Origin of the sequence: Aquimarina algicola, assembly GCF_006443095.1 — a bacterium.
Classification (GTDB): domain Bacteria; phylum Bacteroidota; class Bacteroidia; order Flavobacteriales; family Flavobacteriaceae; genus Aquimarina; species Aquimarina algicola.
Window position 1 is genome coordinate 183,820 of the sequence record NZ_VFWZ01000008.1, and the last position, 14,359, is coordinate 198,178.

At 32.7% G+C, this 14,359-nt stretch carries 8 protein-coding genes; 3 read left to right on the top strand and 5 right to left on the bottom strand.

The annotated features are described in order from the left end of the window. Positions 1 to 41 precede the first annotated feature (41 nt). The 3 genes from FHK87_RS21060 to FHK87_RS21070 all read left to right on the top strand — a co-directional run bounded on the left by FHK87_RS21060 (position 42) and on the right by FHK87_RS21070 (position 4,679). Entirely contained in the window at positions 42 to 1,436 is a 1,395-nt protein-coding gene (locus tag FHK87_RS21060; protein ID WP_140596363.1) for a serine hydrolase domain-containing protein, read from the top strand. Between the two features lie 220 nt (positions 1,437 to 1,656). Next, entirely contained in the window at positions 1,657 to 2,883 is a 1,227-nt protein-coding gene (locus FHK87_RS21065; RefSeq protein WP_140596365.1) for a hypothetical protein, read from the top strand. 584 nt (positions 2,884 to 3,467) lie between these two features. Then, positions 3,468 to 4,679 carry a site-specific integrase gene (locus FHK87_RS21070; RefSeq protein WP_140596368.1) on the top strand — a complete coding sequence of 404 codons (1,212 nt, stop codon included), beginning with the start codon at positions 3,468 to 3,470 and terminating at the stop codon, positions 4,677 to 4,679. On the opposite strand, the gene FHK87_RS21075 is transcribed toward FHK87_RS21070, so the two are convergent. From FHK87_RS21075 to dcm, 5 genes are all read right to left on the bottom strand, one after another. Further along, complete coding sequence (locus FHK87_RS21075) at positions 4,676 to 5,896, bottom strand: GIY-YIG nuclease family protein (protein ID WP_140596370.1); 1,221 nt, start codon at positions 5,894 to 5,896, stop codon at positions 4,676 to 4,678. The genes FHK87_RS21070 and FHK87_RS21075 overlap by 4 nt on opposite strands. Next, a complete protein-coding gene (locus FHK87_RS21080) occupies positions 5,889 to 7,853 on the bottom strand; it encodes a DEAD/DEAH box helicase (protein ID WP_140596372.1) in 1,965 nt (654 codons plus the stop codon). The genes FHK87_RS21075 and FHK87_RS21080 overlap by 8 nt, the downstream gene beginning before the upstream one ends. Positions 7,854 to 7,856: 3 nt before the next feature. Further along, entirely contained in the window at positions 7,857 to 10,562 is a 2,706-nt protein-coding gene (locus FHK87_RS21085; RefSeq protein ID WP_140596374.1) for a class I SAM-dependent DNA methyltransferase, read from the bottom strand. A gap of 271 nt (positions 10,563 to 10,833) precedes the next feature. Next, on the bottom strand, positions 10,834 to 12,066 hold the full coding sequence (locus FHK87_RS21090; RefSeq protein WP_140596376.1) for an antirestriction protein: 1,233 nt from the start codon (positions 12,064 to 12,066) through the stop codon (positions 10,834 to 10,836). A 53-nt stretch (positions 12,067 to 12,119) separates the two neighbouring features. After that, on the bottom strand, positions 12,120 to 14,198 hold the full coding sequence (dcm, locus tag FHK87_RS21095; RefSeq protein ID WP_140596378.1) for a DNA (cytosine-5-)-methyltransferase: 2,079 nt from the start codon (positions 14,196 to 14,198) through the stop codon (positions 12,120 to 12,122). Positions 14,199 to 14,359: the final 161 nt, after the last annotated feature.

Below are 14,359 nucleotides of genomic sequence, written 5' to 3' on the forward strand. Positions count from 1 at the left end.
ATTTTTGAATTTTCATCTTTGTGTAAATTAAAATCAAAAAAATGAAAATTTACCTCTCAATTATATTTATAACAATAACTACTATTTTATTCTCGCAAAAAAAAGAATATGCAAATGCAGATTTAGAAACTAAACTAGATTCTTTGATTACTCATACAATGGAATCCGAACACATTGTTGGAGCTTCCTATATCATTGTTAAAGATGGGAAAACATTACTCAAAAAAGGTTATGGATATACGACTTTAGGCAAAAACTCAAAACCTGTTGATCCTGATTCTACAATTTTCAGAATTGGTTCAATAACCAAAACTTTTACAGCAACTGCACTTCTTCAACTTAAAGACAGAAACTTAATTAACTTAAACAAAGATGTCAATCAGTATTTAAAATCTATCAAAGTTCCATCAACATATGATGAACCAATAACGGGTTCTCACCTTTTAACTCATAGTGCGGGTTTTGATGAATTAAGAGGTAGAGTAATTTATGAAAAAGACCAACAAATACAGTTAGAAAATTTTCTTGATGGTAAATTAATACGACTCAGAAAACCTGGAACTGTCTCGGCATATTCTACTTTTGGAATTGCACTTGCTGGATTATTAGTTCAAGAAATTAGCGGTCTTACTCTCGAAGAATATTTGAAAAAGAATATTTGGAAACCGCTTGATATGTCAATGACAAGTATAGAATTACCAAAAAATCAAGAGAATAATTTATCAATAGGTTATGAATACAAAAATGGCATAAACGTTCCACAACCTTGGGAATGGTATCATACTTATCCGGCTTCTTCAATTAATAGTACAACCGCAGATATGGGGAAATATCTGCAGATGCATCTTAACCTCGGTAAATTAAATGATAATAGAATTTTAAAAACAGAAACTGCCTTGTCTATGCAAACTCAACAACTTTCCATTAATAAGGAAGTTTTCGGTTTCGCATATGGTTTTTACGAAAAAAATCAATTCGGCCTCAAAGCATATAATCACGGAGGAGATATGTTAGGTTATAGCTCTTTCATGACATTAGTTCCCGAAATTAATTTAGGGATTTTTGTTGTTCACCATCACGAGAATACAAATTTGAGAAATAAAGTTATATCTCAAGTTTTAGAACATTTTGGAACTGAAAATATATATAATCCCAATCCCGAAAGAATTCGTAATGATGTTTCCAAATTTATTGGAAATTACAAATGGATGTCTAACTGTTATACGTGTTCCAATAGTGAACAGCAAACAACTTATCAACTTACAGCAAATGATGATAATACATTATCAGGATTTGGTAGAAAATTTTATCAAACAGAGCCATTACTATTCAAAAGTTACGATGGGAAAAGAATTATGGGATTTACGGAAAATGAAAATGGAAAGATCATATATATGTCCTTAGGAAATGTGAACGCATTTGAGAAAGTGAAATAAAAAGACCGCTGGTAACAATGTATAAGAAAACATAGGGTTTTTACTCTTAACCGAAAAGTTCTGTGTTTATTTATTAAGTCGCCAAATATAAAAATTGGTATTTTCAATGAAAAAGATAAAAGCAAAATAATTATATTTGACTTAGTATCATACCGAAACATGTTGTTTATCACCTGTTCTACATTTCTTATACGAGATGTTATGTTTAGCCAAAAAAATTATGAAAAAAAATCAAGAAAGACCAAAAACAGTTCCTAATGAAGCCGTTTGGAATGCATCACAAAATGAATGGGAACTTGGAATAAAAAATGATCAAGGTAATTATATTGGTGAATGGAAGTGGTGGTTAGCTCCAAAGGGACATCTATGTTGTCATACTTTTTTTGATGATAAAGGAAGGATGTTAAGTTTCAAAAGATTTCACCCTAATGGCGAAGTGTCTAGATACGGTACTTTTGAAAACGGTGTGCAAATAGAAGATGTTTATTTAAAATCTTCAGAACCTACGTCAGAGGTATTTGCATTCGGTAACTCAGATGAAAAAGTCTATAAAGCTGTTAAAAGATCAGGTACACCAGTCAGTTTTGATTATTACGATAAAGAAGGGAGGCATTTAAACCCTCCTATTATACAAAAGGAATTGATTTCTAGTAAAGATTCCATCATTCCAGAATCTGAAATTGTAACAATCAAAGAATCAATTTTTGAAAAAGGAAAAAGTTTTTTGCTCGAGCAATTTGATAAGGAATTTATTAATGAAACTATCATTCCCATTTTAGCGAAAAAAACAGAGGAAAAAACAATTAATGTTACAGATGTAGGAGGCATATTTATGCATTTAGCTCAACAAGCCATTGAAACTAAAAAAGATATTGTATTTCATGATGGAGATCTACATGTAAGTAATTTACATTGCCTAGAAGAACTAGAGATATGCGTATTTATTGTACACGGAAATTTGACGGTAGATGGTAGCATTTTCCTTTCAGATGATTTAATGCAATTACTTTTTGTAACAGGTAATGTATCAGCTAGTAATGTATCAACTAGTGGAATGCTTTTTGTTTTTGAAAATTTAACCGTAACCAATTGTATTTTGGGAGATTATAACCATGGGTCAGCTTTTGTTGGTGGTGATTTAAAAGCCAAATTCTTCTTTCCAGAAGAGTACTTTTTTGAAGTATTAGGTTCTGCCAACTTCACATATGCTTTTGGCAATTCTTGGCGGTTAAACCAAAACCAATCCCCAGAAGTATTCAACTATAATGAGAAAAAATTATCAGAATTTATTCCATTATTGCATGATAACATACATGAAGTAGCCAGTTTTACAGAAAACACTAGCTTATTAGATGATAATTGTTCAGAAGGCGGATTATTTGAATACATAGACTATTATGAATTTAAGAGTTATGTAATAGCGAATAAACCTGTTTTCAAAGGCTGAAGCCTATACAGAATACTATGTAAAAATACATTTTACATTAATCGTTACCCCGGCTATCACCAGTTTACAACTGGTGATATACAATATATATCGTCCTAATATAGATTTACAAAAAATCATTTGAACCTAAAACATTCAATCAAGAACCAAAAACATTCTTCGGAGAACCTAATACGTTAAAATTTTAACCTTTGATATTCGAATTTGAAGCATAAAGGTTAAAATTTTAACGTATAACATTCTATTTTGAACCTAAAAGGTTAAAAATTTAACCAAAAACATTCAAAATTGAACCTCCGAGGTTCAAGCGAGAATGTAAAAGGTTCAAAAAAGAACCAAAACCATTCAGTTTTGATAGTTTGATAGACTATTTTGAACCCATCAGCTTGTCAGTCTGAGCTTGTCGAAAGCTAATCTTTTAATTCTTTAATAAACACTAATATACATAAAGTGCTAATAATCATTTATTTTATTGGTCTTGAAATGTATGTTGGTGTTTATTAAAGTCATTTAAAATACTTGATTTATTTAACCTATGTTTAACCATATTGTTTATATTTGTCTTGTAACCAAATATTTACAATATGGCTTCAGTAAAAATATTACTTTATAAAAGTAAGAAAAATTCAGAGGGCAAACATCCGATTGCTCTTAGAATTACTAAAGACCGAATTCCTAAATATAAATTCCTTGAATACATCGATCCAAAAGATTGGAATGAAAAAAAGGGAGAGGTTAAACAATCTCACCATAGTTATAAAAGAATTAATTCGCTGATTGATAATGAATATATACGGGCTAAAAATCTAATTTTCGATTATGAATCTAAAGACAAGAGCTTTACCTCAGGTCTCATAATGTCCATCATAAAAGGAAATAAAGATAACATTACCTTTTTTAGATTGGCAGATGATTATTTTGAACAACAGGAAAAGGCTGGAAGTAAATGGCTACATACCAAAAAATCACGTATTAAAAAGTTCAAAGATTTTTTAAAAGATGAAGATATTCATTTTGAAAATATTACAATACCTTTATTAAAAAGATATATTGTTCATCTAAAAGCAACAGGGTCTAAATCAAAAATGACTATTGCAAGTTGCTTATCTGTCATACGAACTATTTTCAATGTAGCTATTACCGATGGAATTGTCGATGCTCAGTATTATCCTTTTGGAAAACGAAAATTACGGATTGATCCTGGTAAATCAATGAAAATCGGATTGGATAAAGATGAGATTAAGCGAATCGAAAATCTTGAATTGGATAAGGGGAGTTTTACATGGCACACTAAAAATGTATTCTTATTTTCTTTTTATTTAGCGGGAATTAGAATTGGTGATACCGTTTCCATGAGATGGGAGAATATTAATAGTGGCAGAATTCATTATCGAATGGGTAAAAATCAAAAAGTGGATTCCCTTCAACTCCCTCCAAAGGCCATGGGCATTTTAAAACTATATGAGGAGTATAAAGAAGAAAATAATGGTTTTATTTTTCCGGAAATGAAAGATACAGATTTGAATGATTTAGACGCAGTGGAAAAGGTAGTTAGTAATGCCGGGAAATATTTTAATAGAGAACTAAAAAATATTGCCAAACTAGCTGAAATAGACAAGAAAATTACTAATCACATTTCAAGACATAGTTTTGGAAATATAGCAGGATCTAATATCCCTGTGCAAATGCTCCAGAAATTGTATAGGCATTCTGATTTGAGTACCACAATTAATTACCAATCTAATTTTGATCATACCCTGACTGATGAGGCTCTTAAAAATGTGCTAGATTTTTAGTTATTTGATTTAAGCTTAATTTTTTGAAGATCAATGTCATATTCATAGTGTATAATATTTTCATTAATAATTAATTGAATTGCTTCCTCAATTACCTTAAAAGGAACAACAAACCATTCTCTTGGATTTATTCTTTGTCCTTTCTCATTTTCAAACTCAACATCTAAGCAAGCTTTAGCAAAAAATCTATGCAATAAGTTTTCCAAAACATCTGCCCGTCTGTTCACAATACCTTGTTTTAACCTCAAATAGACATCAGCAAATAAATATGTTGCTTCATTTTTAGCATTTTTAATTCTATCCTCTACAGAATCTTTTGCGAATCCGATTTTATATAGGTTTTTGATTGATGTTATTTCTGGATGCTTTGACTTTGATTGTAGCACATAAATGTATCCTGTCAATTCATCTTCCTCTTTCAGAGAACCGCTGTTTACAAATAAATCTTGTTCTATTTTTTGGGATGTATTAGTTATCAATTTACCATCTTTTTGGATCTGCTTTCCTAATGAGCGGTAAAGCATATTACTGTAAGTTCCGTTTTCAAAAACAGTCCTTGTTCGCCCTTCAATTCTAGTTCTGTTACCGGATTTCTGTTCCCATTCTTCTTTTTTCAAGTTTGCGGATTCCAAATAGAGCATAATTCCATTCATTAAATAGAAATCGCCAACGTGTAAGTTTTTTTCAATGTTCTTGAAAGGTTTGATTTTGCGTCTTCCTGCTTTAATTTCTTTATGAACTTGTAGAAATAGTTTCTCATACTTCTCAAATTCCTTTTCTTTCATTGGTTTTCTTTGAGCAACAAAATCTGTTTCTGCTCGGTCTTCCGGTTTTGGCGTGTGTTTAAATTTGAAAATATCCAAGTCTTTATCTGAATCTAACAAACCAAATTCGTCATCATCATTTAGGATATCATCAATTGATTGCTTTTCAATTTCAACGTGACCTAATAAATTGTGCCTATCGTATGGTTTTAGAATTTTCTTTTGGTCTTCATTTTCTCTAAAATTTTTAAGTTTGGCCATTAAACCGTATTCAGACATACTTGATTTGTTTGGTTCTCGTTCATTCTTGTCAATAAACACATTGATTTCCTCAAAGGAATCAATAAGCCTTTCTTCATCTGTTTTTATAGTTGAAGTTTTGACTTTAGAATTTAACAATCCAAAATCATCATCATTGAAGATGTCGTCTATTGTTAGTTTCTTCTTAGCCATTTTCTAATGCTTTTTTACGTTTCAATTCTCTCAAAAATACCAATGCTTCTGCCATTCGTTTTTCTTTATGGTCAAAGGCTTGTATACTTGGTTGTTCTCCGTTATTGTTCTTTACCCATTCTTTGATTTTCGGCCAAAGCAAAATAGCTTCTTCTTCGGTCATTTCAATTTTGGTAGATTGTATATGTTCATCTATCAATTTTAAAACTTGTGTTGTTACCGATTTAGATAGGATTTCAAATGCCTTTTGAAATGGATTTACTTTGTCTATTAAATCAATGTGAATATCATCAATATTGACAAAACTACCTGCCATTCTAATAAACTTTTTATCGCCTTGTTCCTCAATTGTTCCATTTTTAATTACCGAATCCACAACTACATGTTGTCTCACAGCTTCAACATCTTCTTCGTCCAAATCAGGGTAAACTTCTCTAATTATTTTAGGAATTAGAACTGTGTTTATGACTTCTGGCTCAATGTTTCCTGGCATTGCTTTGAGCATTTGTGGGTCTTGAAGAATTTTAGCTTTCAAGTCATTTAAATCAGTTTCAATAATGCCTTTTGCTCTTTGTGAAGTCGGTAATTTGAAACCTCTAATTTTTATAGTGTTATCGTCATCATCTTCGTCCTCACCATCTTCGTCTTTTTTTAGTTTGAATTTAAAGTTTGGTGCTAAAACTTGTTCCATTAATAAAGACGCTGTAATTGCTTTTAGCATATTATTGACTGACAATTTTACTTCTTTAGCTTCGGCATCAGGTTGAGCAATAAGATTGGTAAATTGAGCGTGAGTTTTATTATTGCTATCTCTTGTTGCTCTACCAATAATTTGGATAATCTCGGTTAATGAACCTCTATAACCAATGGTTAATGCATGTTGACAATAAGGCCAATCAAAACCTTCTTTTGCCATTCCTAATGCAATGATTATATCAATATCATCTGCCGAATTTACACTACGTAAATAGGCACTAATTTTATCTCTTGACTTTGGATTGTCGTTAACCAAGTCAGCGACCTTTAGAGTTTTACCTGTTTTATGACTTTTGATGTATAAAACGCCTGTTTCTTCATCTTGATAATCCAAATCTCCCAAAACGTCAATAATGTGATTGACTTCTTCGTATTTCTCTTTTGAAGATTCGGCAGAATTGACACTTGGTATATGAATAATTGTTTTTTGGTTTTCGTCTAAAATTTCCGCCAATGCAGACATTTCTTTATCAGGATGTTTTTTAAAATACCTTCCTGTGTAAAAATGATAGCCAATACCTAATGATTTTAAATACTCATAGCCGTTTAACTGCTGATAATATGTGTAAGTTACTTTGGTAAATTTTGCTTCATCTTCTGGCATTAAAACAGGAATATTGTCACCCCTGAAGTATGAGCCTGTCATTGCAACAATATGTGCTGTTGAATTTGCCATAATGCTTTTAAGCACTTGACCTAAAATGTTATCGCCCTCGGCTGAAACGTGGTGAAACTCATCAATGGCAACTAAAGTGTTGTTTAATTTTTTTGGGTCTAAACCGTCAAAAGTAGAACGAAGTGTAGAATGTGTACATACCAAAATTTGTTCATCAGATTCTAAAAATTCTAAGAAGGCCGTTACTTTACTTTTTTCTGGGCCAGGTGTACATAGATTGTATTTTGGATTAGGATTCCAATCTTCAAAAAAACCATATTTCTTTAATTCTGTTGTGCCAAAAGAAGCTCCAATGGATTTTTCTGGAACAGCAACAATTACTTTTTTTATGCCTTGGTTTTTCAATTTATCCAAAGCTATGAACATTAAGGCTCTGGATTTACCGGATGCTGGTGGTGCTTTAATCAATAAATATTGTGCAGTTCTCCCTGCATAAGCTTTTTCCTGCATTTCTCGCATTCCAAGTTCATTAGTGCTTTTGCTTTGTCCTGTTTGGTTGTATGTTACCTTAATTAAATCTGGCATATTTTATTTTTTCACTGTCTTTTTTCTGGTTTTCTTTTGTTTAGCAAAAAACGAATCTTTTTTTAACATTTCCTCATACTGCTTAAACAAATACTCCAAACGTTCGGTATCGTTTTTAAAGGATTGTAAACGATAACATTGCTCTATAGCTGTATCGAGTTCTTGATGAGCTTGTAACAAACCTTTTGGCATAGTATCAGGATTGTATAATTGTGCCATTGTTTTATTATACTTTGCTCTTTCTTCAATTATTCCAAAAACATAGAGGTTCAAGTTTTCCTTTTGTTTATTGCTTATTTCAGGAAATGGAAAAGTATTATAGCAAAGAGTGTTAGAATACTGCATATCCATTTTCAATCTACCTGCAACAGCTTTAACCCAAACTATATGCATTCTTGATGATATTACACCAAACAACCAAGGTTGAACATTGTATATTACTCTTGTAGCATTTGAAGGGACATAGGAATCATCAAAATATCCAATAGGTATATATTTTCTTCTTTCTGAACCAGTTTGCGGAACTAAAATAAATTCGCCATTTTGATGCTTGTCTTCATCAAAAAAATGAGGGTTTTCTGCTTTCTTTTGAGTTGCTTTCTTTTTACTATTTAATCGAAATATTTCTACTTTTTCAAAGCGTTCGTCAAGTGCTTTAATTTTGTAGGCTTCTTTTACATTATCCTTTGTAACGTGAATACAAAATCTGCTGGAACCATTTATAAACTCAGAAGCACCAATGTATTTTTTGATAAACTTTTCTGCTTCAGGATGGTTTGAAAGTAGTTCGTTTTTTTCCTCTATATCTAAAAGTAAATTTCCATTATCACTAATCTTACTCCCTATTATCATTTCAGGAAAATTTGAGAGCGGTTTATTACGAGCTTTAACAATTAAGTTTCTTGTATCTGTTAGATATGGACTTATGTTTTTTACAGATTGTTTTAAGTTATTGTTGTAAATAAACTTATCTGAGTTATTAATATTTCTAATACCAATTATAACAACTGCTACTACTGCATTTCCTTTTGCGTTGTTAGTCCATTTAAAAGATTGATGAGCAAAGTTAATTTCTTGCTCTTTGTTCAATATAAGTGGCCAAAGTAATGCTACTTGTTCGCCTTGTGTTATTGAGTTAGTTGTCACAAATGCATATTTTGCTTTGGTATCTTGAATATAATTTGTCGCCTTATAAAACCAACAAGCTATATAGTCTAATTTTTTATAATTCTTAATTCTTGAAAATACAATACTCATATCTTCCTTTTGGCTCTCGTCTTGTCTGCTGTAGCCTAAATATGGTGGATTTCCAATGATATAAACTTCATCATCTTTTGTAATTGTGCAGGCTTTGTTCCAACTCTCTCTGGTAGCATTTGCGTGAGTGATTTGTCCTGCTTCTTTAAGAGGTAAGATGTTTTTAGACTTACCATAATCAAAGAGCATTTCTTCAAAAATACGGTTCATTTGATGTTCTGCTAACCAAAGGGAAAGTATTGCCATTTCGTGTGCAAAATCATCTATTTCAATACCATAAAACTGTGAAAGTTGTACAGAAGTCCATTTAAACGTTGGTGTTAGTTCTAGATCTGTAATTTTTTGTAGAATCTTTATTTCCAACAAACGGATTTCCTTGTAAGTGATAATTAAGAAATTTCCACTTCCACAAGCCGGGTCAAAGAATTTGATTTTAGAAATGCGTTGAATTAAGGCATTGAGTTGTTTTACAGTTAAAGCTTTCTCTAATTCTTCATACAGTTCATCCAGAAACAATGGTTTAATTAGTTTCAGAATGTTAATTACAGAGGTGTAATGCATTCCTAAATCGCTACGATAATCTGGAATTACCACCGCTTGAATCATCGAACCAAAAATGTCTGGATTGATTTCAGACCAATTGAGGTCGCCTAATTCAATTAAGATTTTTCGAGCCTTTGTATTAAACTTTGGCGAGTTTACCTTTTGTCCAAATAAGCCACCGTTTACATATGGGAATTTTGCTAAAAAGTCAGGATAACCTTTTCCACTTTCGCTGTCCAAACGGTCGAACAAATCATTTAAAAACGAATGTGTATCACTCCCGTTTTCTTCGGTGTGTAGAGCAAGTGTATTGGTGAAAATGCTTTCTTGTTCAAATATTTCTGTGTCTTCTGCAAAAAAGCAAAACAACAAACGAGATAAGAATATATTAAGGTGATGAATACTTTCTTTTGAGTAGTAGATATTTGGGTTTTCTTCAATTAATAGATCATACAATGAAGCCATTTTGTAAGAAGCGTTTCTGTCCGCTTCATTATCGTTGGTTGCATTATATACTTCGCTACCTGCTAATGGTAAAAAGAAATCAAAATAGTTTGGCAATTCTTTGATTTCAATGTCTAAGTTTTTACCCAATCGTAAATCTTTTGCAACGAGTTGTTTATGATCAGTCAGAATAGTAAATCTTGGTTTATGTTTTAAAATTCGTTTTTCATTTGAAATATTGTCAATGCTATTGAGTAGTTGTCCTGTGGCTTCTACTTTAAAAAAGATTTTCTTTTTGTACAATATTTCGCCATCGACCTTTGACAAGTTGTAATCGCCTTTTCTAAGTCGAGTAACAGAGGTTTTTGATATACCGTAGGCAATCAATAAATCAAACACAAAATCTTCTTTCGAGAAGTTCTCGATTACATTTTGGACATTATGTTGTATTTCGGTTGATTTCATTTGTTTGTGATTGATAAAATTGTCATTTTTTATAGACTGGTTAGCTAAATTATGATTTAATGATCAATTTACATTAATTCATTTTATAAATTAATCTCACAAACAAAATATCTGATATCTCAAAATTGTCAAACAAAGTATGAGGGCAACTAGTGTATTTACATAGGCTTGAAACTACAGATTTTTATTTTACTATTGTTTTGTACTCTATTAATAAAATATACTATAGTCAATGCCCCCGATAATAATTTCCAGATATATATGCTATAAATCATAATATTTCTATTTGTTCTTTTGCAGAAACCTCTGCAGCTCCGATGATATATTTTGTAAAAATATTGTATTTGATTCCTGTAATACCATATCGATTTTTGGTGGTTACTGCATAATTATTTTGAAACGTATCATCGACTTTTACAACTTCGATATTAATCCCGGCATCATACAGGGGAGCTGTTCCCCCTCGTATTGTTTTTTGAGTAGTTCGTTGAAAAATGACAATAAAAATAGTGTTGGAATATTCCTTTCGTAAACGATCAAAATCTTGTGATGGTAGGCCTGTTTTATTCCAGCTGTCAATAATAATAACATCAAAGACACCAGCAGCACTTGCAATGGTATCATAACCATTAGGAAGCCGATCTGCTCTGGAAATACGGTTCCTGTTTTTTGGACTTAAGTACTCTTCTCTCATACGGTTGATTAAATCTGATTTACCACCAATCTCCAAGGTAAATATGGCTATTTTATGCCCTAATTCTGCAAAAGCATCTGCTAATTGATAGGTAAAGCGTGTTTTTCCACCGCCCTGATCTCCTTCAATAGTGATGGCCAATTCAAACTTTTCTACATCTCCGAGCAGTTCTCCCATTGCTCCGGGTAACTTAAAAGTAGGCGTATTTGTTTTTACGGGCTGCTGGTCAAAAGAAGTAAATAAGGGATCATTTTTAGTGGTCGTTATAGGTAAAGTATTTGTTTTAGTTGGACTCATACTATCTATACTTCCCAATCCTTCCATTGGCTTTTGATATGTAATTTTCTTGAGTGCTAATCGCCATTTGCGATTGATCATAATCTTTACTTTGTCCTGTAAGATCATCTCGTTATATTGCACAATCAGCTTTTGTTGCATCTCTTCAATATGAGCAGCATAAGGGTCTTCTTTGGTAATTTCTTTGCTTGTAACAGCTTTTTGTAATGAAAAAATAAATTTCTTGAGTGCTTCTTTGGATTGAATGGTGCTATGCATCTCCAGGAATGTCCGTATAAAAGCAACAGAAGCTAACATATCCTGATCTTTTACTTTTGTGTTTTCAAGAAAGTGTGCATTTAGTTGCTCTAAATAGAGATCAATGGTTTCTTTGATTTCAGGTTCCTGGAAATAGAATTCTTGTGCTTCTGTAAAAAACTGATGCCCTTTCTGTAGAATTTCCGGTAGGGTTTTCAAACGAACATGAGTAATAACATCATTGTAGTTCTCAAAGGAAATATATTGCTTTTTCATATGGTAATTTTACAATGACAGTCAATGACCGTTTCGGGTTGATTCGGGTTCGTTCAGTTTGTAGCAAAAGAAAAACGAAGCCTAATCGCTTTAGCCTTAAGCAACATCATCTCTTTTATGTTGCCTTCAGTACCGCTTAGAGCAGTATTTACTGTTGAAAGATTATAGTTGGCGGTAAACACTTCTGTTTTCTTTTTATCTCTACTATTTTTAGTTACGCTAACCGTTTGTGTGATAGACTGTTGAAACCATTTGTGTTTTTTAGCATACTTTTTCAATATTTCTGAAGGGTAACTGCTCAGCAGAAACTTCCCTTTAATTTTGGTCAATACTTCGAGTAAGTCCTTAAAGTCTTGTTCCGTATATCCTTTATAATGTCCCATATCTGAATTAAAATAAGGAGGGTCTATATAGAAAAAACTTTCTTTAGTGTCCCTGCTTTTAATAACGGTCAGTGCATCATTACATTCAATATCAACCAATTCTAAGCGTTCACAGATATCCTTTGTAAACTGATCTTTTTTATTTCGTATGGTTCTGGAAACTCCATTGGTCTTTCTTTCGTAGGCATAGCCCCCATATATTTTTGAAGAGAAGCTCATATTGGTCTGTACCCAAAATGCCCAGGCTTTTTTTATTTTATCTTTTTCATTGGGGTCCTGAAGAATGTCCTTTGTTTCAGTATGCAATTTTCTGCTATGCGGAGTAGATTGGATCATCTTCTGAAGTTTGGAAAAATGTAGCTTACATACCTGATAGAAATTGACTACTTTTCCATCGAGATCATTAATGACTTCTACAGGGCTTGGCTCTTTTGCAAAAAATACTGCAGCTCCTCCCACAAAAGGTTCACAATACAGATTATGTTTGGGGATTAAAGACAGGATTCTCTTGACAAGATTTTGTTTTCCTCCATAGTAGCTCACAGGGGTTTTGCCAATCTTCCCTAATCCCTCTAAAGGAGAAACCTTGGGTTCCTTAGTATTTATGATGTGTTTTTTAAAAATGCTGCTAGCTTTTATTCGTTCCCCAATAGCTTTGATAACAGGAACACTAACTGCATTGCCGGTCAGCTGATACCTTCTGCTATCACTAAGTTCTATTTGCTTACCTTCTCGGATGCCATATTTTGTCCAGTGATCCGGAAATCCCTGTAACCGTTCACATTCCAAAGGAGTAAACCTGCGAATATTTCCTAAATTATGTAATAAATTTTCACTTTGGGGATGCGCAGTAATCGCACCTGTTTTACCATCTTTTCGGGGTACAAATTGTTTTTCTTGGAATGGAGCATAATCTTTCCCCTTTTTTTGATTAGCCTTTCGGATTTTTTTTGCCTTGTCTGTACGTTCTACTTTTAGAGGAGTCCAATCATTGACTACTAAGTTATCCTGATCTACCCCTGTAATACAATTAGTACTGCTATCTTTTCTTATTTCTACTTTTGCTCCCCCCGGTACTTTTCTTCCGTTTCTGATGGTAAAAATATAAGGGGCATAATTCCCATGATCTCCTACTTTGGTATCGATTGTCGGAGAAATGTTGGCTTCCTCCAGTTTTTTTCTAGTGCGATTTTCAGTCTTTTTAGGGCTTTCTCCGATAGGAAATATTTGTGGTCGGGTTTTTTCTCTAAGTGATCCGACAAGGTAGATTCGCTCTCGATTTTGGGGGAGAAACCAGGCAGTATTAAGCAGTTGCCATTGGATGTCATATATCCCAAGGTCGGCAAACGATCTAAGTACGATTTCAAAGTCTTTACCTTGGTTACTGGAGAAAAGTCCCTTGACGTTTTCAAAGATAAACAAACGGGGTGTATAGAGGTTAAGGATTCTAATTGCTTCAAAGAAGATTTTGCTTTTTTCTCCTTTGATCCCTTTTCGTTTTCCAGCAATTGAAAGATCCTGGCATGGGGAACCGAAACAGATGATATCGGGGCTTTCGACACTCCCTTTTTTGATGTTTTCGATAGGTCCTGCATATATTGAGTGTTTAAAATTATACTGATAATTGGCAATCGCAAAAGGATCGATTTCACTGAAATAATGTTTTTTAAAGCTAAAACCTGCCTGTTGTAACCCCAGTGAAAAACCGCCTATTCCACTAAAAAGGTCTAAAAGAGTGAGTGCTCTCATACTATAAAACCTTTTTTCTAAGCAGTGTATTAGCTCGAGCAATGATATCGCTGCATTTTTCTACTTTCTTCAGCGTTCGTATCGTCTTTTTGCTTATCAATATTGCCTTGGAAGTACGTTTGGATTTCTGCCTCTTTTTGTTTTTAACCCACTGTTTCATT